The following is a 24,197-nucleotide window of genomic DNA, read 5'->3' on the forward strand; positions in this document are numbered from 1 at the left end:
GAGGCAGCCTCGCGACGGCGCTCGATATTTTCACAGCCTCTGAGCACGACAAACAAAAGGCCAACCGCGAGGTTGGCCTTTTGCGTTGCGGCCGGTTCGAGTTGGCGGCCAGGGAGAGGGATATCTGGGGGTTTACGCCGCAGACAGTATGCCGGTGAGTGCGAGGGCGCAGGTTGCCACGACGTAGGCCTGGCGAGAAAAAGCCGGGCCACCAGGGCCCGGCAAAGCCTGTACACGGAGTCATCGAGATGCGCTGGCGCGGCCTTACCAGAGCGGCAGGCTGTAGCTGACGATGAAGCGGTTCTCGTCCAGGTCGCTGCCAATGTTGCTGCGGGTGGTGGCGTTGCGCAGACGCAGGCCGAGGTTTTTCAGTGGGCCGCCCTGGAACACGTAGGCGATGTCGGTGTTACGTTCCCAGGTCTTGCCTTCGCTCAGGCTGGCGCCGCGGTCGACGTTGTCGCCGGACAGGTAGCGGGTCATGAAGGTCAGCCCCGGCACCCCGAAGGTGGCGAAGTCGAAGTCGTAGCGCAGTTGCCAGCTGCGTTCGTCCTGGTTGCCGAAGTCATTGATCTGCACCAGGTTGACCAGCGCGTTGTCCGACCCGGCGATGTAGGCGAAGCCGGTGTCACCGCTCAGGCGCTGGTAGCCGGCGGTGAAGCCCTGGGCTCCCAGGCGATAGGTGAACAGCGCGCCTAAGGCGTAGTTGTCGACATTGCTGCCGCCGTCATCGCTGGAGCGGGCGAAGCGGATATCCGACTTGAAGCTCTGCCCCTCACCCAGCGGCACTTGGTGCACCAGGTTGACCAGGTGCTGCTGGTAGATGCCGTCGAGACCGCCGTAGTAGTAACTGCTGGCCAACTCAGGGGTCCACTGGTAGCGCCCGCCGGCGAACAGGAACTCGTCGCTGGTCTTGCTGCTGCCCAGCACGATGTTGCGCTTGCCGCCGTTGAACACGGTCATCTCCTGGTTATCCGAGGAGTCGCGCTGGTTGACCCGGTCGAGGCGGCCGAGATCCAGGCTCAGCCCCTCGACCTCGTTGCTGTTGAGCCAGGCGCCGCGAAAGGTCTGCGGCAGCAGGCGGCTGTCGTTGCGCATCACCGCCGGCAGCACCGGTTGCAGGGTGCCGAGCTTGAGGGTGCTGTTCGATGCGCGCAGCTTGGCGGTGAAACCGGCCTCGCCGTATTCGTCCTGGGCGCGCTTGGGCGCCTCGCGGTCGCTCTTGAGGATGCCGGTGCCGGTCCGGTCCGGGCTGGAGTCAAGCTTGACCCCGAGCAGGCCGATGGCGTCGAAGCCAACGCCGATCGGGCCCTCGCTGTAACCGGACTCGAAGCGCAGCATAAAGCCCTGGGCCCATTCCTCGGCCTTGGCCTGGGTGGCGCCGGGCTGGCGGAAGTCGCGGTTCATGTAGAAGTTGCGGGTATCCAGCACCGCCTTGCTGTCGTCGACGAAGGCCGCGAAAGCCGGGGCGGCCAGGCCCAGGGCGATGCTGGCGCTCAGCAACTGGCGGGTGAGTGTCGGGGTGTTTCGCATGGATAATTCCTCTTGTTGTTATTGTTGTTACGGCTTTTTTGCCCACAGCCGGCCTGGCAACACCTGCCGGAGCAGCGTTGTGGGGTGGGGGTGAAACCTGAAAAAAGCACGGGCCCAAGACGGACCCGCTTTTCGCTCAAGGGTTACAGGGTCTCGCGCAGACCCAGGCGCTCGGCGCGGAACAGCCGCGCATCCATCAGTTTTGGTTGGCGCACGATGGGGGCGAAGTCCATGCGCGCAAGAATGTCGCGCTCGAGATCCACGCCGGGGGCGATCTCGATCAGCTCCAGGCCTTGCAGAGTCAGGGCGAACACGCAGCGTTCGGTGACATACAGCACCGGCTGGCCGCGCTCGGCGGCCCGGCGTCCGGCGAAGGTGCGCTGCTCGACCTCGGCGACGAACTTGCGCAGCGCGCCGTCCTCGACGATGCGCAGCCGGCCGTCCTCGATGCGGATGTCCTGGGGGCCGGCGCTAAAAGTGCCGACGAACACCACCCGCTTGGCGTTCTGGCTGATGTTGATAAAGCCGCCGGCGCCGGACAGCCGGTTGCCGAACTTGGACACGTTGAGGTTGCCGGCGGCGTCGGCCTGGGCCAGGCCGAGGAAGGCCAGGTCGAGGCCGCCGCCGTCGTAGAAGTCGAACTGGTAGGGCTGGTCGAGCAGGGCGCTGTGGTTGCTCGCCGCACCGAAGTCCAGGCCCGAGGCCGGAATACCGCCGATCACCCCGGGCTCGGCGGTCAGGGTCAGCAGGTCGATCACGCCTTCCTCGGCGGCCACCGCGGCCACGCCTTCGGGCATGCCAATGCCCAGGTTGACCACCGCGCCGGCCTGCAACTCCAGGGCAGCGCGGCGGGCGATCAGCTTGCGCACGTCCAACGGCAGCGGCGCCAGGCTGTCCACCGGCACCCGGGTCTCGCCGGCGAAGGCCGGGTTGTAGGCGGTGGCGAAGGTCTGCTGGTGATTCTGCGGTTCGGCCACCACTACGCAGTCGACCAGGATGCCGGGGATCTTCACCTCGCGCGCATTCAGCGAGCCGCGTTCGACGATGCGTTCGACCTGGGCGATCACCAGGCCGCCGCTATTGTGCGCGGCCATGGCGATGGCCAGGCTCTCGATGGTCAGCGCCTCGCGCTCGAACGACAGGTTGCCGTCCGGGTCGGCGCTGGTGGCGCGGATGATGCCGACGTGGATCGGAAAGGCCTGATAGAACAGGTAGTCCTGGCCGTCGATTGGCATGCGCCGCACCAGCTCGACGGTGGTCCTGGCATTCAGCTTGCCGCCGCCGAACTCGGGGTCGACGAAGGTGCCCAGGCCGACCCGCGACAGCTGCCCCGGTTTGCCGGCGGCGATGTCGCGGAACAGTTGCGAGATCACCCCTTGCGGCAGGTTGTAGGCCTCGATGCGGTTGTCCACCGCCAGCTTCTGCAGCCCGGGCACCAGGCCCCAGTGGCCGCCGATCACCCGCCGCACCAGGCCCTCATGGGCCAGGTGGTTGAGGCCGCGGCCCTTGCCGTCGCCCTGGCCCGCGGCATACACCAGGGTCAGGTCGCGCGGTGCCTGTTCGGTCTGGAAGCGCTGCTCCAGGGCGATGGCGATCTGTTCGGCGAAACCGATGCCGACGAAGCCGCCGGTGGCGACGTTGGCGTTGTCGGCGATGCGTGCCACCGCGGCGGCGGCTGTCATGATCTTGCTCATGGCGGTTACTCGTAACGGAGGGCTATTTCACCCGTCTTCGACAGCCACGCTGTCGCGCAGCAAACTGGGTGCTCAAGGATCAAGACCGTAGGATGGGTTAGGCGCCCGCAAAGTGACCTGCTGTCCGCAGAACAAACGCGCCGTAATCCATCATCGATATTCGCCATGCCTGCAGGTACAGAGATAAATCGCTTGATGGGTATCGCTGCGCTCAACGCCATCCTACGGTTACTGGTTCCTACGAGACTTCGCGAATATTTAAATTTGTACATATAAAACAACTAGTTATTTTCTGTTTGATAAGATCGACCGTCAGTGGTCATCAGAAACTACCGAACAGGGTGCCCAGGGTGATCACCATGGCCAGCGCGACCATGGGGAAGGCCACGGTGTTGACGAAGATGAATTTGTACGACTCGCGGTGGGTGAGCTTGCAGATCGCCAGCAGCGAGATCACCGCGCCGTTGTGCGGCAGGGTGTCCATACAGCCGGAGGCCATGGCCGCGACCCGGTGCAGCAGTTCGGGACTGATGCCGGCGCTGGTGGCCAGGGTCAGGTACTGCTCGCCGAGGGTCTTCAGGGCGATCGACATGCCGCCGGAAGCCGAGCCGGTGATGCCGGAGAGGATGTTCACCGCCACCGCCTCGGACACCAGTGGGTTATCGGAGACGCCGAGCACCAGGTCGCGGATCACCACGAAACCGGCCAGCGAGGCGATCACCGTGCCGTAACCGACTTCGGCGGCGGTATTCAGGATCGGCAGCATGGAACCGAAGGCGCCGTCGTTGATGGTCTTCTGCAGACTCATCCAGCGCCGCCAGTGCAGTGCGATCAGCAGCAGGATGGCGGCGCTCAGGGCGACGATGATCGACCAGATGCCGATCAGCGACTTGGCGTCCTGCAGGCCGCCGAACTCCGGCTTGGCCAGGACGCTGGCGTCGAAGTGCGGCAGCACCTGCTTGGCCATCAGGAAGTTCAGGCCGATCACCAGCAGGATCGGCAGCAGCGCCAGCCAGAAACCGGGGATGCCGCGAGTGTCCTGGGCCACCGAGTTGTCGGCCACCGGATCGTCGCGGTGCTCGCCATAGCCTTCGCCGGCGGCCATCAGCTTGCGCGCCTGGGCGCTCAGCCACCAGGTACCGAGGCCGAACATGATCAGGCCGGCGATCAAGCCCAGGCCCGGCGCGGCGAAGGCGTCGGTGCCGAAGAAGGGATTGGGGATGGCGTTCTGGATCGCCGGGGTGCCGGGCAGCGCGGTCATGGTGAAGGTGAACGAGCCGAGGGCGATGGCACCGGGGATCAGGCGCTTGGGAATGCCCGCCTCGCGGAACAGCGCGGCGCCGATCGGGTAGACGGCGAAGGCCACCACGAACAGCGACACGCCGCCATAGGTGAGGATGCCGCAGGCCAGCACGATGGCCAGGATGGCGCGCTGGCTGCCGACCTTGGCGACGATGCCGTGGGCGATGGCGCGGGCCGAGCCGGAGTCGTCCATCAGCTTGCCAAACAGCGCGCCGAGCAGGAACAGCGGGAAGAACTGGATCACGTAGCCGCCCATGGCCTTCATGAACACCTGGGTGTAGGTGGGCAGCAGCAGCGCGATGTCGCCGGCGAACAGCAGGGCCAGCAGGGCCAGCAGCGGGGCGAGGATCAGCACGTTGAGGCCGCGGTAGGCGAGGTACATCAGCAGCGCGAGGGAAATCAGAATACCGAGGGTACCCATGGTGGGGTGATTCCTTTTGTTGTTGTTTTCTGGCGCGCTCTACGGCGCGTCGACTTCAAGCATCCGGGCGGCGGCCCGGTGCGGTGGATAGACAAGCTTTAGCGAAAGGCATGCCAAGTCGTTCGCGGGGCGTTGGGGGAAGTCGAAAAATAGGCTGCGGGCCAGGCGCCATGGGGCTTTGAGACCCGTGTCGGCTGCGTCGCCTTGCTCCGCACGCAGCTGCCAGGGCGAATGCGAGTGTCTGCTTATCTGGACATGCTCAGAGGGGCAGTAGCTGCCGAAGACATTGTCCAGTTTTCTGGACGGCAGCGCGGCGGCGCTCCCGCAGGGAGCTGTGGGTGGGTCGGGCCGCGCAGGTTAGTGGCGCCAACCTGCGAACGATCAGGCACCGCCATCGTGGCGCGCCGTGTAACCCACCGGGCGCCTCGCCTCGAAACTGGGCCACGTTGCGCCGCAACGGATCTTGCTGGTTCAGCGCTATCGGCAGCCTGCGCCTAATCCACCCTACGGGGATCGCGGCACAGGGGTAAGACCGCGTTTAACCGACATTTCAACGGTATCGTGACACTGGCCTCGGCTGCCTCGCCTAGGTTTTTAACAGCCCGTTAGCGCGCGCTCAAGCCATGCTGCTGCAGCTTGCTGTACAGGCTGGCGCGGGAGATGCCCAGTTCAGTGGCGGTGCGCCGGCGGTTGCCGGCGCAGGCCACCAGGGCCAGTTGCAGGGCGCGGCGCTCGGCGGCGGCGACGCTCTGCGCCAAGGGCTGCAGGGGTTCGTCGGCGAGCGGCGCGGCTTGCGGCAGCGGGCTGGCCGCTACCGCTGTCGGTAGGGGCGCGCCGGGCGCGGCCAGCAGCGGCTGCAGCTGCGCGGCGTCGAGCAGCGGCCCTTCGGCGTCCAGCTGCGTGCGCTCCAGCAGGTTGCGTAGCTCGCGCACGTTGCCTTTCCAGGCTTGCTGGCCGAGCAGCGCCAGGGCCTCGCGGCTCAGCTCCATGGGCGCCAGGCCGGAGCGGTTGGCGATGTCATCGAGCAGGTGCTCGACCAGGGTGGGAATGTCCTCGCGGCGCTCGCGCAGTGGCGGCACGTGCAGGGCCAGCACGTTGAGGCGGTAGTAGAGGTCGTCGCGGAACTGGCCGGCGGCGACCTTGGCCTCCAGGTCGATATGGGTGGCGGCGATCACCCGCACGTTGAGCGACTTGACCTGGTTGGAGCCGAGCGGCTCGACCTCCTGCTCCTGCAGCACGCGCAACAGCTTGGCCTGCAGCGCCAGCGGCAGGTCGCCGATCTCGTCGAGAAACAGGGTGCCGCCGTTGGCCACCTCGAACTTGCCGATCCGTCCTTTGCGGTCGGCGCCGGTGAAGGCGCCGGGGGCGGTGCCGAACAGCTCGGCCTCGACCAGGGTCTCGGGGATGGCGGCGACGTTGACCGCGACGAAGGGGCCGTTGGCCCGCGGCGACAGGTTATGGATGCCCTGGGCCAGCAGCTCCTTGCCGGTGCCGGTCTCGCCGCGCAGTAGCACCGTGGCGTCGAGCTGGGCGGCGCGCCGGGCCTGGCGCTTGACCTCGCTGGCGGCGGCACTGCTGCCGATGAAGCCGGCGATGGTGTAGCGCGCGCGGCGGGCCTTGGCCAGTTCGTTCTGGGTGGCGAGCAACTGATTCTGCAGCACGTTGAACTTGGCCATCAGGGGTTTCAGGTGGCGTGCGCGGTCGAACAATACGAAACCCAGGGCGCCGACCAGGGTGCCGTCCTCGTCGCGCAGTGGAATGCGGGTGACCACGAAGTGCTCGCTGCCGAAGGCCATCAGATCGAGCATGCTCGGCTGACCGCTCTCCACCACCTCGCGCAGCTTGCTCGCCGGCAACACCTGCTCGATCTCCTTGCCGAGCACGCTGCGCGGATCGCTGATGCCGACCTTCTCGGCGTACTTGTCGTTGATCCAGACGATCCGTGCCTGACGGTTGACCGCGATGGTGCCCTCACACTGGGCGTTGAGGTGATCGAACAGCAGCGGCATGGCCACCGCGCGGAAGCGCTCGGGAGACACGCCGACGATCAGGCCGTGTTGGTCGAGGTCGTCGCGGGATATGGCCATGGCAGCTGGGGTTCCACAGGATGATGCGAGGGAGTATGGGAGCCGCCGCACGCTGGAGGCAAGGCGTTCCCCCGAGGGCCCGTCGGGCGCGGCTCGGGGAGAGGGTTGGCCTAGGGACCGCCATACACCTCGTTGGGCAGCCAGGTGGCCAACTCCTGGAAATTGAACACCAGGGCCAGGCCGAGCAGCTGCAGGGCGATAAAGGGCGCCACGCCCAGGTAGATGTCGCGGGTGGTGATCTCCGGCGGGCAGACGCCCTTGATGTAGAACAGGGCGAAGCCCACGGGCGGGGTGAGGAACGAGGTCTGCAGGCACAGGGCGAAGAGGATGGCGAACCACAGCGGGTCCACGCCCATGGTGAACAGCACCGGCGCCACCAGCGGCAGGATGATCAGGGTGATCTCCACCCAGTCGAGGAAGAAGCCCAGCAGGAAGGTGATGAACAGCACGGTGAGCAGCACGCCGGTCTGGCCGAACGGCAGGCCGGTCAGCGCCGCGCGCACCACGTCGTCGCCGCCGAGGCCGCGCAACACGGCGGCGAACACCGTGGCGCCGATGAAGATGCCGAAGATAAAGGCGGTGGTGCGGCTGGTCTGGTACAGCGCCTCCTTGAGCATGGTCAGGTTCAGCCGGCGGCCGAGCGCGGTCATCAGCAGGGCGCCGGCGGCACCTACCGCCGAGGCCTCGGTGGTGGTGGCGATGCCGAAGAAGATCGAGCCGAGCACCGCGAGGATCAGCGCCAGTGGCGGCACCACGGCCCAGAACACGTCGATCAGGGCGCGGGCGTCGAGGGGCTGGCGGTTTTTCGGCGCCGGGGCGAAGTCCTTTTTCAGCCAGGACACGATGACGATATAGAGGATGTACAGGACGGCGAGCATCATGCCGGGAATCAGCGCGCCCATGAACAGCTTGCCGACCGAGGCCTCGGGGGTGCCGAGACGGTCCGCCATCAGCACCAGCATGATGCTCGGAGGCACCAGAATGCCCAGGGTGCCCACCGAGCAGGCGGTGCCGACCGCCAGGCTCTTGTTGTAGTTGGCCTGCAGCATGGGCCCCAGCGAGAGCATGCCGAGCAGCACCACCGAGGCGCCGACGATGCCGGTGGAGGCGGCCAGCAGCACGCCGACGATCACCACGGTGATCGCGTAGCCGCCGCGCAGCGGTCCTAGCACCCGGACCAGACTGTGCATCAGGCGTTCGGCGATGCCGGAGCGGTCGAGCATGATGCCCATGAAGATGAACAGCGGCAGCGCCACCATCAACTCGTTGGCGACGATGCCGTAGATGCGCGCATCGAGCACGCCGATGGTGCCACTCCAGGTGAACCAGAGGTCGGCGTCGAAATATTCCACCAGCACATGGCCGGTGATGGCGAAGACCAGGCCGATGCCGGCCAGCGACCAGGCCACGGGGAAGCCCAGCAGCAGCAAGCCCATGAAGCTGGCGAACATGGTAATGACAAGTAGTTGTTCCAGACCCATTACTGCAACCTCGTGATCAGGGATGCGGATGGCCGCCATCGCGGTCATCGTCGGGCACGCTAATGGCCCGGGGGAAGTTGAACAGCAGGGTGCTGCAGCGTGAGGCGCGGGAAACCAGGGCGATGGCCACCAGGATCAGGCCCAGCGGCAGTACGCTCTTGAACAGGAAGCGGTAGGGCAGGCCACTGGGCGCCTGCGAGTGTTCCTGATAGATGAAGGCGGTGTAGGCATAGGGGATCAGGCTGTCGATCATCAGGCCGATTACCGGCAGGGCCAGCAGGACGATGCCCGCCAGCTCGATCTGGGCCTGCAGGCGCAGGGAAAACTTCTCCCGCAGGACATCGACGCGCACATGGTCGTCGCGCACCACGGCGTAGGCCAGGGCCAGCATCATCGCGGCGCCGAACAGGTGCCAGGACAGCTCCTCCAGGGCGATCGAGCCGCGCGCCAGGACGAAGCGGCTGAACACATTGCTCAGCACCACCAGCAGCACCGCCAGCCACAGCCAGGCACTGGCCTGGCCGATGGCGACGATCAGACGGTTCAGGCGCCAGGACAGGCGGTTGTTGGGCAGGTCAGCGCTGGCCTGCGCATCGGCAGAAGCAGGTTGCTGCATCGGGAAAACCTCGCACGTATCAGGCAGGAAGACGCAACGGGCCGCGGCATGGCCGGGCCCGTGCAGGTTCAGGGTGCATGATCAGTCGTGCTGGTAGAAGTCCCGTGGCAGGTAACCCATGCTGTGCCAGGTGCCGTGCAGTTTCATGAACTCGCGCTGGCTGGTCAGCACGCGCTTGAACATGGCGTCCTGGCCGGCGATCTCGTCGAGCACCTCGTTGGTCACGCGCTGCAGTTCGCGCAGCACCGGCTCGGGCAGAACCTGGGCCTTGACCCCTTCCTTCTGGTACTCGGCGAGGGCAGTCGGCTGGGCCCACTCGCTCTCGGCCAGGCCCTTGAGGGTGGCTGACTCGCAGCCCATCTCGATCAGCGCGCGGCTCTGCGGCTCGAGTTTGTCCCACACGTCCTGGTTGACCAGCAGGTGCGAGGTGGTCAGGGTCTGGTGCCAGCCCGGCATGATGTAGTTCTTGATGATCTGATCGAGGCCGAGCATCTTGTCGATCGCCGGCTGGGAGAACTCCGTGGCGTCGATGGTCTTGCGCTCCAGCGCCTGATAGATCTCGCCGCCGGGGATCATGGTGACCGAGGCGCCGAGCTTCTCCAGCACCTTGCCGCCGATACCGGCGAAGCGGATGCGCAGGCCGTCGAAGTCCTTCAGCTGGGTGATCGGCTTGGCGAACCAGCCGGCGCCTTCCGGGCCGATGATGCTGCACAGCATCGGATGGATGTTGTGCGGAGCGTAGATTTCCTCCAGCAGCTTCTTGCCATCGCCCTGGTAGTACCAGGCCACGTAGGCCGGCGGCTCCATGTTGAAGGGCGCGCCGGAGTACAGCGGCAGGGCCGGGATGCTGCCCTGGTCGTAGCCGATCCAGGTGTAGCCGGCCGGGTACTTGCCGCTGCTCACCGCATTCATGATCTCGAACGCCGGCACCAGTTCGCCCGGCTCGTAGTAGCGCAGCTGGATGTCACCGCCGGAGATGGTCTTGAGCGACTCGGCGAGGTGCTTGATCGGAGTGGTCAGGCCTATCAGGTGCGACGGGAAGGCCAGCGGCACCTGCCAGCGGATCTTCTCGGTGGCCATCGCCGGGCTGGCCAGCAGGCTGCCGCTGAGCAGCGCGGCGGCGGTGATGCCGTGGGTCAGGCGGGACAACTGTTGCTTCATCGACATGCTGGAGTTCCTTCTTGTTGTTTTTGTCTGGGCTGCCGGTCGGGCAGCGACCAAGGCGAAGCGGGGCGGATCACGCCCCGTCAGCTGCAGCGGTCGGCGCTGCAAGGGCGCCGACGGTTAACCGTTAGGACTAAGCAGGTTCTGTGCCTCATTGGATAAGTCCATTTAAATCAACTGGTTAATCTTTCATTGGGTAGCCGGCTGGGTCATTCAGTCCGGGAATCTGGACAGTTTTTGCGGTCGCCAAGTCAGAGTGTCCAGAAATCAAGACCGGTGTCCGTAAATCCGGACGTTTCTCCCCCCGTGGCACGCGATGATGGCGGCGCGGCAAGGCCGCCCGTCTTGAGCGACGCCCTCTAGACTAGTCGCTGCCGCCTCGGCCGTGGCTCATGCGATGCGCTAATGGCGCGCACCCGGCGCATCTGCGATAGTCGATCGGCTAAGCCGCGGGACGGCGCTTGGCGCCAAGCCGGCAGTGCTGTGGGGTGTGGTGGGCTGGAAACGCAAAAGCCGCGCAGTGCGCGGCTTTAAAGGTGGTGGACCCACACGGATTCGAACCGTGGAGCAAAGGATTATGCGTTGCCTGGAAACGCTGCAAACCCAGTGAAATCGTGCGTAGCTTGGCGCAGGTACAGTGAGCTGAAAGTAGCGTTATAGATGGGTTTAAGCGTAATTGAGCGAAAGCTGTAAAAGCTGGGCACTGTACCGTCAGCGTACTGTTTTTTGTATCGCAAAACGGTCAGGTGTTCTCTTCCATGGGGCAGTGTCTCGCTGATGCTGCTGGCGTGCTTCCCGGTGCGGAATTACGTCGGTGCTTTTCCCTAAGCAGGTCTCACTCTGTTGATCTGCCAGTCGATAGCTAAGATCAGCTTTGGTAGGGTTTGGCATCTGCCTGTAAACGAAAGGAACTCGTATGGCCAAGCCCGCTGCTCGTTTTTCTGACCCCACCAGTTGCCCGGTCCCTAGGCATGGCACCAACCCAACCTTATACCGTCGCTACAGATTGAAGCCGCCACCAATTTGCTCAGTGCCCTTAAAAGTGTATTCGTGATTAAGCGATTGGGCGGGCATCGTGAGTTTCCCGGGCAAGCGGCGGACGGAAAAATCTGTCCAGGCAATGTCGGGATGGAACTGGTGAAAAACTTGAGAGTGGTTACAGGCTTGTTGCCGCCGCCGACCTTGCCATGAAAACAAAGATAATACTTGTGTTGACAATATTTGCATTGTCATTCGTGTGGCTGAAAATAGGCGTTTACGAAACACACTTCGCCGAAGATAATCGATTGGTGTTTTTTTTCAAGAAACATCCAGTGTTACAGATTCGATTCGAAAATATCTTCCTAACGGATGAAGATGACAAGCCAGTCGGTCGGCTGAGCGACGAAGAGCGGAGAGCGGTGATCAACTACTGCAAGTACCGGCTAGCTATCGAAACCGAGCTAAAAACGCAGGTAGAGTTGGACGCCTGAAAACAGCGGTAATGTTTCACGAAGGTACCTTCTCTTTTTCAGGCACCTATTCGCCAACGATGCTGACGACAAACCCCTGGAAAAGCTGACTGCCGAGCAGCGTGAGCAGGTAATTGATTACTGCAAATACCGCCTCGGCATCGAAACTGCGCTGAACAACCAGGTGGTACTGGATGCATGCAAGCAGCGGTAATCGGCAGCGAGAAGGTTCCAGCGGCACTTTTCACTTGCCCTTGGTGGCGCAGGCGACCAAGCCAGCCCGGAACGACTGGTACTCCTCCCTCCCTCCGGCCGACCAAGGACTGATTTGGGAAAATAAATCTGTCCCATTTTTCTTCTGAGCGTCTATAGCGGCGTTCCCACGCAGGAGCGTGGGAACGATCAATTCGTATAAAAACCCAACTATTACAGCCGCCTACATCATGAAAAAACTAATCATTATTGTTGCACTGTTACTGGTCACCGCTCTGCTCGTTGGATACTACAAAGCTATTGACGACGCGGAGCTGAATGCGGTGTTCTTCATCAAAAATCGCCCCACTTTTCAGGTTAAGTTTGAGAACATCTTTGCCAACGATGCGGATAATAAAAAACTGCACAAGTTGAATAACGAAGAGCGACAGTGGGTAATCGATTACTGTAAATACCGTCTAGGTATTGAAACTAAACTGATATCGCAGGAGGAACTAGATGTCTGCAAAGAGCGGTAAGCTATCCAAGGCAGGTCAGCGGCCGAAACACTGCGCGTAGAAAAGAAAAAGCCGCGCGGTGCGCGGCTTTAAAGGTGGTGGGCCCACACGAGATCAATGGGGTCAGTGACAATGATCTGTTGCCCTCCCGAAACTTCGCAGACTGCCTGCCCCTCCGCGCCCCATTGGCACTGGCAGTCGCCCTGTTTGGACTGCAATTAGAGCCTTGAACCGGTCATTCGCAACGTAGTGGCGAACTTGAAAATCAATGATTCTGACCCCTTTGATCTATTACGCGAAGTCATATTCTGGTGGTTGGAGAAAATTGTCTTCGTTAAGCATGTTTTTTCCGTTGCTTATGAAATCTTTTGACTTTAATAATGCTTCAAATGTCACCAATTTCCATTGGTTGAATGTGAACTTTGAATTTGGATAATATTTTGCGTTTTCAAAAATCAATTCTATTTCAGATTCTATTGTTGTTTTTATGTTTAAGTTGTTTTTATTTGCTCTTATGACAAGGTCTCGTATTTCTTTTAGAGCTAAAGTTTCATATAGCTCGTAAAGTTCATGAATTCTTAAATGTTCAGATATTCTTTTGTGGTCGATGGAGTTTTCTGGGTAGTTTGATTTGTTTGGAGAAAAAGTTATTCTGCGACTGTTGTGGCTGTACTGGGCTTCAAGCCAGTTGCTGTCATAATAGTGGTCGAATTTGAAGTGTATGGTTTGATCGTTTGCTGTTTTTGGCTTGTGTGTTGATTTTTTTCCGTTGCATGAAAGGCAGCAGGGTATGAGGTTGTGGGCGGAAATGGAAAGAGATGGATATGACTCCTTCGGAAGGTAGTGGTCAAGGCTCTCTACTGAACCATATAAGCAAATCTGACATTTCCCATCCGCAGTCATTTCTCTTAACTTTGTATAATAGAATCGACCTGCCGATTTTTTTCTTCTGAGTTTTTCGTATATTGACTCTAGCTCTTTCCCATTCCACCCATGCAGTGCGGACTCATCCTTATAGGCATGGTATATTTGATAGTTGCAGTGTACTTTGAATACCTTGTGTGCGCCTCTCAGGAAATTATTTAGCCTTTCTTCGTGATCAGTAAATTTTCGTTCTTTCTTCCCTTTTATGCAGGCAGAAAATACCTCGTCAAATTCGTATGTTTTCTTGGTCATTTATTTGCCCTTGGAGCGTGTGCGATTATTATTGCGCGCCCCTCTGAGCCAATTTGGCCTTGATATAATTTAATTATTTCTCTGAATTCAATTCCTTTTTTTACTTCGCTTTCTAGTAGTGAGTAAAAGCCGGATTTTCTCATGTCGAGGTTAAATACGTCAGATGTGATATCACCTATGCTTTCGCCAAACGTCTCGATGTTAGGGCGGGAGAAACCTCCCTCGTTATCAACTTTCCATACGCAGGATCTTGGGACTTCCTGGATTACTACTGGTGAGTGTGTTGCAATTATTGCAATACCGTTACTTTCGGTAAGTATCTCGGACAGGGTTCGTATAAAGGCAGCAAGTAGTGGTGGGTGTAAATGGTTTTCGGGTTCATCAAGCAGGCATATCGTTCTGTCTTCGATTATTTCGACTATGCTTGTGATGTAGTAGAGGACTGACGCATGGCCTGAGCTAAGAGAGGAAAAAATGAACGCTGCTTTGGTCTTTATTTCTTCTTCTGACTTGAGTTGGGAGAGTTCCTCGAGCTCAATTTCTTGGAAATTGGTATCTACGGCTAGTAGCTCGAGCGCATTGCGTAACTTGTCGTGTCTTATTTTTGAGCCATGTAGGCAGTTATATAGAGATCCTGCAAACTCGCGGGCCATCTCGGTGGATATGTCTTTTAATTGCGCAGTATTTTGGTCATATATGCCTATATATTTCTTTTTTGTTCGGTCTATTCGTAGTCTGGAATCGTTAAAATCAATATTTTTGATAGGGTTTCCGAAGACGCCTAATGAAAGATAAATTAGTTGGCCGAAGTCGTAAGCTGAAATATGGTATCCATTGAGCTTTTTAATGGTCCCATCTTTTTTGTCGATAGAATTAGCAATGTTTCTTAAGATGTGACTTTTGCCTACGCCATTTCCTCCAATTAGTGCATGTACATTTGTGGGGGGTTTGGAGTTTGGGTTTACTTTGAAGGCAATGCCTTCACCGTTTTCATGAGTATATATGAAGCCGTAGTTTTTTAATGAAACCCCTGTTGAGATGATCTCCCTAAATTGGCCTTTTATCGTTGAAATGCTAACGAATCTAGATAATGATTCTGTGAATACTTTTTCTCTGTATGCGATTTCAAATATATTTTCGTCATAAGCGACGTCTCTTAACGCTGATAAGTATGCTTTGATCTCAGTGGTTTCTAATGCGCTTCTCAGATTCTCATAGTATTCTGGATTTTGTCCTAGGGAAAAGAAAGTATCAGGCAATGCCTTGAAATGCTGCTTAAGGGATGCGGGGGTTTCGGCCGCTTCGTTTTGTTCTAAGAAACCTATCTTGACTTCTCCTAGAACGGTCGTTTTATTTCCTTTTACAATGCTTGCATGAAATTCTGTTATAAATGAATAGTCATTCCATCGAGTATTTGGTTTCAAGTAAATAGTAGTTTCTTCTGATGAGGGTTGGGGCGTCCCGACTATAAAATGCATGTGGCCTCTATGAGTTTGATCTGTTGTGGTATTAAGTAATCTGTGCCGAGGCTGATGTGTAGAGATAAAAGGACAGACTTATTTTCTGTCCTGTGGCTCCTTGATCGTTTCATTGCTCTGCCCCTCAAAGATTCTGCATCGTCCGGCACTTGGGGAAAGTCGAGCAGCCCCAAAACTGCTGCCCTGCTTTCGCTCCTGATTTCACTGTGCGAATAACCAGCGCGCTGCCGCATTTCGGGCATTGCCGCTCGGCTGTCGGATCACTTCGGCGTTTGAGGTTTTGCACATGCTCGCGGTGGGTGGCGAGGGTCGGTGCGCGGCGGTCGGTTTGCAGAGCTTTCAGCATGGCATCGACTTCAGCCTCGCTGAATACCGGCTGCTGGAATGATTTGATGTAGCGGATAAAACCGATGCCTTGGGTGACGTTGGCCGGCACTTCGGTTTTGAAGGTGCTGCCGCCAACAAAGGTGATCACCGAATGCAGGTGCTCCGGGTTTACGCCAAGGGTGGCTTCCAGGGCTTTGAGGTGCTTGTAGTTCTGCCGTAGCGGGTTCTGGAATTTGAAGGTGCGTTTGTAGAGCTTCTGCGTCCACTGCGACTGCTTCTCGCTGCCGAAGATCCAGCCGCTCATGTTCTTCGTTTCCAGCACGAAGATGCCGTAGGGCGAGAGGAATACGTGGTCGATCTGCGTGGTGCCGTCTGGCGTATTCAGGGTGACGTTGTGCAGGCGGCGGTAGGTCTGCTTATCCAGCTGCCAATGAGCGAACAGACGCACCAGGAGTTCGCCAATATGGCCCTTGGCCCAAGGCGACTTGAGCAGGCCGATCAGCAGCATCAGCGGGATAAACCAGCCAAGCGTGCCCCAGACCTGCGCGATGATGGGGGTGAAGTCCATTTCCTGACCTTCAGTAATCCTGAGTTACCCGGATAGTACCGAAAGTAGGCGTAAAGGCACGAAAGTATTACCGGGCGCTCTAGCGCGGCCCTCTGAGTGTTATGGGCGTTTAGGTTGAGTCGCTGCTTTGCCCGCTCGCCGTGCAATTAGCCTGATAGCGGGTGCTACGCCCACCGCCTGGCAGTCGCTCGATGCAGCCTTTTTCAAGGAGGTCGCCCAGATGGCGAGTGGCCGTTGCTTTGGAGACCTTGGCCACGGCCTGGTATTGGGCGGCGCTGATACCGTTCTCAAAGCCTTTGTCGCCGCCATCGAGTAGGCGGTTCAGCACTTTTATTTGTTCGGCTGACAGGGCATGGCTGCGGTGCGTCTGCCAGAAGCGCGTTTTAACCAGCACACGGTCGATGCGGGCAAGGGCTTGTTCGAGGCTTTTGAGCAGCGTAGCGAGGAACCATTGCAGCCAGGCGGTGATATCCAGCGTGCCTTTCTGACTGGCTTCGAGGATGCGGTAATAACCGGCGCGGTCGTCGAGGATGCTCGCTGACATGGCGTAAAAGCGAATCGCCTGCTGCTCGCCCTGGGCCAGCGCCAAGTCGGTGATCGCTCGAGTCAGGCGGCCGTTACCGTCATCGAAGGGGTGCAGGGTGACGAACCAGAAGTGAGCGATGCCGGCGCGCAGCAATGGATCAAGACTGACATCGCTACGGCTGCGCTCGAACCAGGTGAGGAAGTCGGCCAGTTGCTCTTCCAGCCCGGCGCGTGGCGGCGCTTCAAAGTGTACGGTGGGGCGGTCGAGGCGCCCGGAGACAACCTGCATAGGCTCTTCGCCGCGCAGTGTGCCGATGCGTAGCGGGCGGGCCAACAGGTTGTCGTCGCTGGGGAACAGCCAGCAGTGCCAGCCATACAGCCGCTTTAGGTCAAGCGGCTGCTGATGTGCGCGAGTGGCATCGAGCAGCAATTGCGCCAGGCCTTCGGAGCGTGAAGTGGTGCGACCTTCCTCGCTCAGCCCTAAGCGTCGTGCTAACGAGGAGCGCACCGAGCCGACATTCAACTGCTCGCCCTCGATGGCTGATGAGGTGACGATGTTCTGCAGCAGGGCATCCAGGCTGCTCTGCACTTCGGTATCACTACCGACAGCACCAAGCATGCCGAGCAAGCGCCCCTGTGCTTGGGCGCAGGCCCGCAACAGCGGTGCAAGCGGTTCGGCTTGCCAGCTGAAGTGCGGCCAGTTGGGCTGCTGCCAGATCCAGAAGGGGTCATTCATGGGGCTTGCTCATTTGTGAGCCGATTAGCGAGCCTATTCGGCTCATTAGATGAGCCGATAATGCCGGCTATTCGGCTCACTGTCTAATCGAACTCACGAGGCTGCTTGTGCCCCCGAGGCTTACTGCTATCACTCCACTTCGAGTTTATAAAACCGTCCCACATCTTGTTCCGGGCACTGAGTGCCAAGCTTGCGCGTCGACTGCGCCTGCTTTTCGCTGCCGATAACCCAGCCACTCATATTCTTCGTTTCCAGTACGAAGATGCCTTAGGGCGAGAGAAATACTTATGGCCCTTTTCAGGGGGCGTATCAGCCGCCGCGTTGATTTTTTATTAAGTCAGGTATACGTTACATCTAATCTATTTAGTAACGTATTCATAACATGGACTATTCCCTCATCACGCAGCGCCTCGGCGAGCAGCTTCGGCAGCGCCGCCTCAATCGCGGGCTGACTCAGGCTGCGCTCGCTTCCTTGGCTGGCCTCACCCGGCAGAAAATCATCGCTATCGAAAAGGGCGATCTGTCGGTGGGCATGCTGGCTTATGCGCGTGTGCTGGCAGCACTCGACTGCGAGCTCAGTGTTGTGCCGGCAGCTATGCCCACGCTGGACGAAATACACGGAGTATTTGACTGATGACCACCGTGCTGCAGGTTGCAACGCCAGAAGGTGGCAGCGGGAAGATCCTTACCAGTGCCGGAGACTATCTGTTCCGCTACCACGAAGACGCCAAGACTCAGGCGGCGATCAGTTTGCTGATGCCCGTGCGTTTGGATGAGTACCGTCACCGGGAACTGCACCCGATCTTCCAGATGAACCTGCCAGAAGGTTATGTTCTGGAGCAGTTGCGTAATCGGTTGGCCAAGGTGGCGAACGTCGACCCGATGTTGCTGCTGGCACTGTCTGGTAGCAGTTCGCCTATCGGGCGGGTGGCAGTCAGCTCGCCGGAGGTCGATGCGCTGTTGCGGCGACAACAGTTCCCCGGAGAAAGGCTCGAAGAAATCCTCGCCTGGGACGGTGCAGAAGATATTTTTGCCGGCCTGGTGGATCGCTACATCCTGCGCGCCGGCATATCGGGCGTACAGCCCAAGGTCTTGGTACCAGAACAGCAGGATTCTGCGCCGGAACGGTTTACCTCGAAAACCTCCGACCTGATCATCAAGAGCGGTCGGGACGAGTTTCCGGGGTTGGCGATCAACGAGTTCCTCTGCATGTCCGTGGCCAGAGAAGCCGGGATTGCGGTGCCGCAGTTCTACCTCTCCGCCAACGCCAAGCTATTCGTCATGCGCCGCTTCGACCGCGATGAACAACTCAATCCCATCGGCTTCGAGGACATGGCGGCCTTGATGGGGCTGGCTGCAGAGCAAAAGTACAGCAAGAGCTATTCGGCTATCGTCAAGGCCATCCGCCTGTTCTGCCCACCCGAGCAGGTGCAGGGCTCGCTGGCGCAGTTATTCGCCATGGTCACCTTGAGCTGCATCGTCGGCAACGGCGACGCCCACCTGAAGAACTTTGGGCTGCTGTATTCCGACCCTACCCAGCGCGATGCACGCTTGGCACCGGCCTACGATATCGTCAACACCACGGCCTATATTCCAGAGGATGTATTGGCGTTAGATCTGGTGGGCAATAAGTCGCTGTTTGCGTCTCGGCAAGGGCTACTGGATTTCGCAAAGGTCTGTGATGTGGCGCATCCAGAAGAAGTGATCTGTGAGCAGCTGCAGGCATTGGAGCAGGTGCTGGCTCGTTCGACGGAGCTGTGCGAACAGGCTCCGCATGTGGTCGCAGCAATCAAGCGGTGCGCTGAGCCGTTTATGCAGACGTTTGGCTAGCGTGCGTTCAGGTGTGTAATCGTTACAGCTTTGATCTGGCCTGCCATACACCAAGCCCAGCACCTTCTGCTGGGTTGCGGAAAATATGGCATCGCTGAGTGGGATGGCTTGCTGGCTCGATAAGTCTCAGAAAGGGAACGATAAGTCCCATTTTTGGACTCTTCAATCCTGCGCTAATAGCACCGCATTGATTTAGGAGAGGGGCGTAATCTCAGGGGACCAAAAATAAATCAGTCCCCTTTTCCCTACGCTGGGCTTTTTGTCGCGGGTGTCGGATTAGATGATTTTCACCCCGGTTTCCGGGATAAACATAAAGCAGTAGAAGCCGTACTCCACCACCAGTTCACGGCTATCGGTGCTGGAGACCGGCCCCTGGTTGACTTGCCAATTGGCGGTCATGGGGTTGCTGATGGGGTTGCCGGCAAAGTCGAAGTTGGTCACCTGGTCTGAGCCGTCCTTCTGTGACCAGCTGTCGCAAGCGCCGGATGAGTTGTCACAGCGCGCCCAGTGGTAGTCGCCCGGCCAGTTGGCATCGCCCGCCGTTGAGACCATCAGCGCGACAAAGTGCCCGCCGAGGTAGCCGGCCCCCAGGCTGCCTGGCGGTTGTGGGTTGGTGCCCTGCTTGCTGGACTTGAAGGCAAACAGCTGTTCGAGGCTGGTGCCGACCAACTCCAGCCCGTCGTTGACTGCGTAGCTGCTGACCAGGGCCCCCAGCTCGGCGAAGGGCTTTTGAAAGTCGGCGGCGGTGAGCAGGTAGCCGCTCTGCCGTCCTGGCTGCGGAAAGGTGTTGGGGGTGATGTTGCAGCCGTAGGCATAACAGTTGTTGTTGGGCTGGAACCTGAATGACATGAAGTTGCCCTGGCAGTCGCCTGCGGGGTCGTAGCGGCCGGCCGCCTCTCCGTACACCGTGGCCGAGTATTGGGGCACGCCGATGGTTTTCTGTTCAGGCACGCTGATCTGTACCGGGATAACCGTGGGGGCGATGTAGTGTTCGTCCGGTACCGCGCCCAGTGCCGGGGCGCTGGTGGTTTGGTGAAAGAAGTCCTGGGGCGCGATTACACCGCTGAATTTGAAGGGGCGTGCTGAGCTGTTCATGGCGTATTCCTTTTCGCTGGGTGGGTTGGGGCTAACAGGCCGTTGAAAAATGTAGGCGAGGCAGCCGAGACAAGGCAAAAACAGGCGAAAAAGCGGAGTTTACGTGCTGTAAATGAGCATTTTGATCGGACTCGCGCACGAGCCTGTTTTTAACGCCGTATCGGCAACGTAGGTAGTTTTGCAACGGCCTGCTAAGGGTAGAGCTGGCTGGCACTGACCATGCTGGAGTAGTTGTACACCTGCAGGGTCAGGCTGTTGTCTGGCACCGAACTGGCGTAATGGCCGCTGATAACCAGGCGCGAAGAAGCGCCACCGTACTGGCCGGTATCGCTGGCCCAGATGGCCTGGTTGTTGCGGTTGTAGAACACCAGGTTGCCGTCATCCTGCATGCGCAGGCGACCTGGCAAATCACTCGGCTGGATGGTGATGGGCAGGCGCCACAGTGGCGTGTCCTGGACGCTGGCCAGCAGTAGCGGGCCTTGGTCTGGGGTGTTGCTCAGGCTGGCGCTGCCATCCAGGGCGCTGATGCTCTGGTTGGGCAGCAGGTCGGGGTTGATCCGGCTGTCCAGGTAATTGACGCTCCGCATCTCGCCGGCCAGGTTGGTTTGCAGCAGGGTCTGCACCTGCTGAGGTGTCCAGCCGTTGGTTGCGGCGGCGGCCATCAGGATCATCAACTTGGCCAGGGCGGCCATGGGCGTCATGTCCGCTGGCGACAGGGCACCCACCTGGGGCAGCCAGGCACCAGAGGCATAGGCGCCATTGTTCACCGTGCCAGCCAAGACCTGGGTGCAGTCGACCAGGTTGACGCCGCTCTGATTGGCCTGATTCAGGGCCTGGTAGATGGCCCCGGCGCTGGGCGTGTCCGGGTTGCCGGAGGGGAAGTTGCCTTCGCCATAGGACTCCAGAACGATGCCGCGCGCCCCGGCGCTGACCACGGCGTCGACCAGCGTGGCGAGAAAGGCGCTGGGCGGCGAGAGGCTGTAGGGCGCGGGGAATGCGTTCAACTGAACAATCGGAAAGTTATTGATGCAGGCCGTGATGCCGCTGAGCTGATTCTGCTGGCCGACCAGCACGTCGGGGCTCTCCAGGCTGAGGCTGCCGTGCACGGGGCCGGGCAGGCAGGCGGCGTTATCGAGCGTCAGGCTGATGCCATATTCGGCCAGGGCCGGGTAGTTGGGGGACGAGAAGGCGTCGAACTGGCTGGCGTTGGTCTTGACCACGCGGTTGCCGCGATAGAGGTGGTTGTGAAAGTACACGCACACCTCGGCAATACCGCTCTGTGCGGCCGCGACCGCGCCACAGAGGTTCTGATACGCATCGGTGTTGAAGTTCAGGCTTAAGGCCTGATCGCTGCTGGCCTGGTAATACAGCGGCACCTGCGAGCCGGTGATGATCACCGGCTTGTTCAGCACGGCGGTGGCATAGCCGTTGGCGTCGAAGCTGTTGAGCAGAAACGCCAGCGCGGCACCGGAGAAGTCCATGCTGTCGGTGCCGTGGAGAATGACGAAGCCGTCGTAGGCGGCGTAATTGTCCAGGATGCCCTGGGCCATGATGCACCAGTCGGTGGGTTGCAGATTGGTGCTGTCCAGGGTGTTGCTGGCCGACTCGGGGAAGCTGATCTGGGTCAGATAGCCGATGCTGAGGTCAGGGAATTGCTGCTGCAGGATCGGGTTGAGCAACTGCTCGCTGGCCTCGGCAAAGGCCGTGGCGCTCATCGGCGCGAGCGGGTCGCCGACGCAGCTGATGGTGCCGCCGGTATTGATAATGGCGATATGCATAGGGTGCCTCCTGGCTTGTCTCGGTCGTGGCTCAGCGTTGGGTCAGCAGGGCCTGGCGTAGCCGCCCGAAGCTGGGCGCCGTGGTGCGGCTCAGGTGCTGGGCGCTGAGGCTGACCACGGGTGCCATGGCGATGCTGAAGGCGGCGCCGAGCTTGAGCTGGTCGGAGAACCAGGGGGCCTCATAGGCCGGGGTGGTCGACCAGTTCTGCCGGATTTCTTCGTTTTGCAGGTTGACGATGTTGCTGAAGGCCGTGCTGGGGTCTTGCGGGTCTTTACGATACTGCAGGGCGATTTCCGCCAGTTCGACCAGTTCGGCATGGGTAAAGGGCAGGCCGGCGTTGCGAATCTGTACGGGCGGCTGCTCCTGGCGGCGCATGATGCAGTACACCGTTTGCCCGCCGCAGGTCGGATCGCGCTGATACAGCTGCAGGTCGTAGGGCTGGTTGCTGGCCACGGCGTGGCCATCGCCGGAGTAACTGACGCCGAAATCGCCACGGTTGTTCTGTCGCGGGTCGCCCTGCAAGAGCGCCAGTTCGCACTGCACGACACGGCTGCCGAGTTGGTCAATGCGGGCTTGCAATTGGTTGGCATTGGCCTGGGCGGTGCTGTTGTCCGGCGGGTTGGCACCTTGGGCGAATAGTTGCCAGCTGTTGGCGGGCTGGGCGGCGATCAGGTCGAAGAAGGCGTCGATGCAGGCGGGGCTGTCGAGGTGGGCCAGGGTCAGGCTGTTGTGGTTATCGAAGCTGCTGACCACGGCGGTGATGATGCAGGAGGTGGCACTGTCGGAGTAGGCCGTCAGCGGGGTGCCGGTCAGCACGAAGGTCTGGTAGTTACCCTGGTCGACATAGAAGAACCCTTGCGCGGGTGGGGCGATAGGCGACTGGTCGGCGAGCTTGAGGCTGATGTCGATGGGGCTCATGACAGGATCTCCGGAAACAGGCTGAGGGGGTTGGTCTTCGGGTTGCCGTTGATCTGGTACTCACACTGCGCGCTGCTGGCACCGGCACTGAACAGCGCGGTGGCCTGGGTGTGAAACTCGATGCCCAGGTAGTCGGTTTCACGGCAAATCGACAGCTCGGTTTGTCCGTAGTACTGGTCGCTGAGCAGGGTCTTGATGCCCTGATGGCTGGGGTCGACCTGCAGAATGGTTTCGGCGCGCTGCAGGCGCAGGTAGGTGCTGTGATTGGCCGGGTAGTGCACGGCATTGGGTTGCAGGCGGAAATTGTTGGTCGAAACGAAAAAACCGCCAGAGCGCTTGATCAGACGCACCGGGTCCTGGTTGAAAGGGTTGGGCATGTACTCGATAAGAATGCTGATCGGCTGGGTTTTCTGCGGGTCTGCCCAGCCGCTGATCATGGAAATGTCCGGTGCCGGGAATGGCGTGTTACCACCCGTATTGCGATAGAAATCAATCAGGCTCTGCGCCGCCTCGATGGCGCTGGTATGGCTGCTGATGCTGGCCTCGTAAGCGGCAAACAGGGCCTCGGCTTGGGCACTGCTGGCGTAATAGTCGGCCGCGGTGGTGGTGTAGGTGTCGGCGGCGACAAACGCCACGCCATGGTTGTTGACCCCGGCCCAGATCCCCGGGCTGCCCTGGCGGGTCATGGCGATATAGCTATTGACGCCGTTGCTGCCGGCCCGCACTTCCGGCGAGTTGAAGGCGGTGATGGGGATCAGGTCGCACTGTTTGAAGGTGTGGATGCTGCTGCCGTCAAAGACGGTGCCGATGGTGCACATAGGGAGCTCCTTGCCTGTTTGCGAGAGAGGGGCGAGCGCGCGCGGTCGGTCTCACGCATGGGGTGAGCCGATAAAGCGCCAGGGGTGATGTGTTGCGATAGGCATTGCGTCGGCGGTGCAGAACCGCCAGAGGGGAGCGAGAAACAGAAGCGCGCGGCCTTGCGCATGAAGGGACATAGCTCGAACTCCTTTTCAAGGTTCACTGAGCGTAGTCCAGTCTGCCCGGATGCCAAGTGTCCGGTTGATGGGTGCCCTGCATAAGGCCTGGAGGTGTCTACGAAACTAGGTGCGATGCATACCGTTGTACCGGCAAGTATTGAATTCGCCCCTTTGGGCTGTGGAGCTGGTCTAGCCGTTTTTGCTGCAGACGTGAAAAAGCCGCGCAGTGCGCGGCTTTGGAGTTGGTGGGCCCACACGGACTCGAACCGTGGACCAAGGGATTATGAGTCCCCTGCTCTAACCAACTGAGCTATGGGCCCTCAGAAGCCGGC

At 59.9% G+C, this 24,197-nt stretch carries 19 protein-coding genes, 1 tRNA gene and 1 pseudogene; 4 read left to right on the plus strand and 17 right to left on the minus strand.

The genetic code is table 11. From position 1 onward, the window contains the following. Positions 1 to 264: 264 nt before the first annotated feature. From VCJ09_RS01990 to VCJ09_RS02020, 7 genes are all read right to left on the minus strand, one after another. Positions 265 to 1,530, minus strand: a complete 1,266-nt coding sequence (locus tag VCJ09_RS01990) for an OprD family porin (RefSeq protein ID WP_324732944.1) — start codon at positions 1,528 to 1,530, stop codon at positions 265 to 267. A gap of 143 nt (positions 1,531 to 1,673) precedes the next feature. Further along, entirely contained in the window at positions 1,674 to 3,224 is a 1,551-nt protein-coding gene (locus VCJ09_RS01995; protein ID WP_324732945.1) for an acyl CoA:acetate/3-ketoacid CoA transferase, read from the minus strand. A gap of 322 nt (positions 3,225 to 3,546) precedes the next feature. Further along, positions 3,547 to 4,947: a GntP family permease gene (locus VCJ09_RS02000; protein WP_324732946.1), complete on the minus strand. Its 1,401-nt coding sequence runs from the start codon at positions 4,945 to 4,947 to the stop codon at positions 3,547 to 3,549. A 605-nt stretch (positions 4,948 to 5,552) separates the two neighbouring features. Further along, positions 5,553 to 7,034 carry a sigma-54 interaction domain-containing protein gene (locus tag VCJ09_RS02005; protein ID WP_324732947.1) on the minus strand — a complete coding sequence of 494 codons (1,482 nt, stop codon included), beginning with the start codon at positions 7,032 to 7,034 and terminating at the stop codon, positions 5,553 to 5,555. Between the two features lie 110 nt (positions 7,035 to 7,144). Beyond that, entirely contained in the window at positions 7,145 to 8,515 is a 1,371-nt protein-coding gene (locus VCJ09_RS02010; protein ID WP_324734575.1) for a TRAP transporter large permease, read from the minus strand. A gap of 16 nt (positions 8,516 to 8,531) precedes the next feature. Further along, on the minus strand, positions 8,532 to 9,131 hold the full coding sequence (locus VCJ09_RS02015) for a TRAP transporter small permease subunit (protein ID WP_324732948.1): 600 nt from the start codon (positions 9,129 to 9,131) through the stop codon (positions 8,532 to 8,534). 81 nt (positions 9,132 to 9,212) lie between these two features. Continuing rightward, positions 9,213 to 10,298 (minus strand): TRAP transporter substrate-binding protein, encoded by a 1,086-nt coding sequence (locus VCJ09_RS02020; protein ID WP_324732949.1) that lies wholly within the window; start codon positions 10,296 to 10,298, stop codon positions 9,213 to 9,215. Between the two features lie 1,184 nt (positions 10,299 to 11,482). On the opposite strand from VCJ09_RS02020, the gene VCJ09_RS02025 reads away from it, so the two are divergent. Both VCJ09_RS02025 and VCJ09_RS02030 read left to right on the plus strand, forming a co-directional pair. Beyond that, on the plus strand, positions 11,483 to 11,767 hold the full coding sequence (locus tag VCJ09_RS02025; protein ID WP_324732950.1) for a hypothetical protein: 285 nt from the start codon (positions 11,483 to 11,485) through the stop codon (positions 11,765 to 11,767). 422 nt (positions 11,768 to 12,189) lie between these two features. Continuing rightward, positions 12,190 to 12,477: a hypothetical protein gene (locus VCJ09_RS02030; RefSeq protein ID WP_324732951.1), complete on the plus strand. Its 288-nt coding sequence runs from the start codon at positions 12,190 to 12,192 to the stop codon at positions 12,475 to 12,477. Positions 12,478 to 12,747: 270 nt separating this feature from the next. Here VCJ09_RS02030 and VCJ09_RS02035 read toward each other — a convergent pair whose 3' ends face one another. The 5 genes and pseudogenes from VCJ09_RS02035 to VCJ09_RS02055 form a co-directional block, all read right to left on the minus strand. After that, a complete protein-coding gene (locus VCJ09_RS02035; protein WP_324732952.1) occupies positions 12,748 to 13,632 on the minus strand; it encodes an HNH endonuclease in 885 nt (294 codons plus the stop codon). After that, on the minus strand, positions 13,629 to 15,110 hold the full coding sequence (locus VCJ09_RS02040) for an ATP-dependent nuclease (protein WP_324732953.1): 1,482 nt from the start codon (positions 15,108 to 15,110) through the stop codon (positions 13,629 to 13,631). The genes VCJ09_RS02035 and VCJ09_RS02040 overlap by 4 nt, the downstream gene beginning before the upstream one ends. A gap of 124 nt (positions 15,111 to 15,234) precedes the next feature. Next, positions 15,235 to 16,005 carry a nuclease-related domain-containing protein gene (locus VCJ09_RS02045; protein WP_324732954.1) on the minus strand — a complete coding sequence of 257 codons (771 nt, stop codon included), beginning with the start codon at positions 16,003 to 16,005 and terminating at the stop codon, positions 15,235 to 15,237. 109 nt (positions 16,006 to 16,114) lie between these two features. Beyond that, a complete protein-coding gene (locus VCJ09_RS02050; protein WP_324732955.1) occupies positions 16,115 to 17,266 on the minus strand; it encodes a Fic family protein in 1,152 nt (383 codons plus the stop codon). Positions 17,267 to 17,452: 186 nt separating this feature from the next. Next, a pseudogene (locus tag VCJ09_RS02055) lies at positions 17,453 to 17,551 on the minus strand (nuclease-related domain-containing protein); the annotation flags it as partial. A gap of 97 nt (positions 17,552 to 17,648) precedes the next feature. Here VCJ09_RS02055 and VCJ09_RS02060 point away from each other — a divergent pair. Together VCJ09_RS02060 and VCJ09_RS02065 are read left to right on the plus strand one after the other, a co-directional pair. Continuing rightward, a complete protein-coding gene (locus VCJ09_RS02060; protein ID WP_324732956.1) occupies positions 17,649 to 17,900 on the plus strand; it encodes a helix-turn-helix transcriptional regulator in 252 nt (83 codons plus the stop codon). Further along, on the plus strand, positions 17,900 to 19,096 hold the full coding sequence (locus tag VCJ09_RS02065; RefSeq protein WP_324732957.1) for a type II toxin-antitoxin system HipA family toxin: 1,197 nt from the start codon (positions 17,900 to 17,902) through the stop codon (positions 19,094 to 19,096). The genes VCJ09_RS02060 and VCJ09_RS02065 overlap by 1 nt, the downstream gene beginning before the upstream one ends. A gap of 276 nt (positions 19,097 to 19,372) precedes the next feature. On the opposite strand, the gene VCJ09_RS02070 is transcribed toward VCJ09_RS02065, so the two are convergent. The 5 genes from VCJ09_RS02070 to VCJ09_RS02090 all read right to left on the minus strand — a co-directional run bounded on the left by VCJ09_RS02070 (position 19,373) and on the right by VCJ09_RS02090 (position 24,185). Beyond that, a complete protein-coding gene (locus VCJ09_RS02070; RefSeq protein ID WP_324732958.1) occupies positions 19,373 to 20,191 on the minus strand; it encodes a hypothetical protein in 819 nt (272 codons plus the stop codon). Between the two features lie 191 nt (positions 20,192 to 20,382). Next, positions 20,383 to 21,969, minus strand: a complete 1,587-nt coding sequence (locus VCJ09_RS02075) for an asparaginase domain-containing protein (protein ID WP_324732959.1) — start codon at positions 21,967 to 21,969, stop codon at positions 20,383 to 20,385. A 31-nt stretch (positions 21,970 to 22,000) separates the two neighbouring features. Further along, complete coding sequence (locus tag VCJ09_RS02080; RefSeq protein ID WP_324732960.1) at positions 22,001 to 22,888, minus strand: hypothetical protein; 888 nt, start codon at positions 22,886 to 22,888, stop codon at positions 22,001 to 22,003. Then, positions 22,885 to 23,706, minus strand: a complete 822-nt coding sequence (locus VCJ09_RS02085) for a C45 family peptidase (RefSeq protein ID WP_324732961.1) — start codon at positions 23,704 to 23,706, stop codon at positions 22,885 to 22,887. The genes VCJ09_RS02080 and VCJ09_RS02085 overlap by 4 nt, the downstream gene beginning before the upstream one ends. Before the next feature lie 402 nt (positions 23,707 to 24,108). Further along, positions 24,109 to 24,185: transfer RNA gene (locus tag VCJ09_RS02090), tRNA-Ile, on the minus strand. Between the last annotated feature and the right edge of the window lie 12 nt (positions 24,186 to 24,197).

The organism is Pseudomonas paeninsulae (genome assembly GCF_035621475.1).
In the GTDB taxonomy this organism is placed as follows: domain Bacteria; phylum Pseudomonadota; class Gammaproteobacteria; order Pseudomonadales; family Pseudomonadaceae; genus Aquipseudomonas; species Aquipseudomonas paeninsulae.

Excerpts from the sequence above, each read along its gene's own strand:
- VCJ09_RS01990 (WP_324732944.1), bottom strand. The coding sequence starts at position 1,530 with ATGCGAAACACCCCGACACTCACCCGCCAGTTGCTGAGCGCCAGCATC.
- VCJ09_RS01995 (WP_324732945.1), bottom strand. The coding sequence starts at position 3,224 with ATGAGCAAGATCATGACAGCCGCCGCCGCGGTGGCACGCATCGCCGAC.
- VCJ09_RS02000 (WP_324732946.1), bottom strand. The coding sequence starts at position 4,947 with ATGGGTACCCTCGGTATTCTGATTTCCCTCGCGCTGCTGATGTACCTC.
- VCJ09_RS02005 (WP_324732947.1), bottom strand. The coding sequence starts at position 7,034 with ATGGCCATATCCCGCGACGACCTCGACCAACACGGCCTGATCGTCGGC.
- VCJ09_RS02010 (WP_324734575.1), bottom strand. The coding sequence starts at position 8,515 with ATGGGTCTGGAACAACTACTTGTCATTACCATGTTCGCCAGCTTCATG.
- VCJ09_RS02015 (WP_324732948.1), bottom strand. The coding sequence starts at position 9,131 with ATGCAGCAACCTGCTTCTGCCGATGCGCAGGCCAGCGCTGACCTGCCC.
- VCJ09_RS02020 (WP_324732949.1), bottom strand. The coding sequence starts at position 10,298 with ATGTCGATGAAGCAACAGTTGTCCCGCCTGACCCACGGCATCACCGCC.
- VCJ09_RS02025 (WP_324732950.1), top strand. The coding sequence starts at position 11,483 with ATGAAAACAAAGATAATACTTGTGTTGACAATATTTGCATTGTCATTC.
- VCJ09_RS02030 (WP_324732951.1), top strand. The coding sequence starts at position 12,190 with ATGAAAAAACTAATCATTATTGTTGCACTGTTACTGGTCACCGCTCTG.
- VCJ09_RS02035 (WP_324732952.1), bottom strand. The coding sequence starts at position 13,632 with ATGACCAAGAAAACATACGAATTTGACGAGGTATTTTCTGCCTGCATA.
- VCJ09_RS02040 (WP_324732953.1), bottom strand. The coding sequence starts at position 15,110 with ATGCATTTTATAGTCGGGACGCCCCAACCCTCATCAGAAGAAACTACT.
- VCJ09_RS02045 (WP_324732954.1), bottom strand. The coding sequence starts at position 16,005 with ATGGACTTCACCCCCATCATCGCGCAGGTCTGGGGCACGCTTGGCTGG.
- VCJ09_RS02050 (WP_324732955.1), bottom strand. The coding sequence starts at position 17,266 with ATGAATGACCCCTTCTGGATCTGGCAGCAGCCCAACTGGCCGCACTTC.
- VCJ09_RS02060 (WP_324732956.1), top strand. The coding sequence starts at position 17,649 with ATGGACTATTCCCTCATCACGCAGCGCCTCGGCGAGCAGCTTCGGCAG.
- VCJ09_RS02065 (WP_324732957.1), top strand. The coding sequence starts at position 17,900 with ATGACCACCGTGCTGCAGGTTGCAACGCCAGAAGGTGGCAGCGGGAAG.
- VCJ09_RS02070 (WP_324732958.1), bottom strand. The coding sequence starts at position 20,191 with ATGAACAGCTCAGCACGCCCCTTCAAATTCAGCGGTGTAATCGCGCCC.
- VCJ09_RS02075 (WP_324732959.1), bottom strand. The coding sequence starts at position 21,969 with ATGCATATCGCCATTATCAATACCGGCGGCACCATCAGCTGCGTCGGC.
- VCJ09_RS02080 (WP_324732960.1), bottom strand. The coding sequence starts at position 22,888 with ATGAGCCCCATCGACATCAGCCTCAAGCTCGCCGACCAGTCGCCTATC.
- VCJ09_RS02085 (WP_324732961.1), bottom strand. The coding sequence starts at position 23,706 with ATGTGCACCATCGGCACCGTCTTTGACGGCAGCAGCATCCACACCTTC.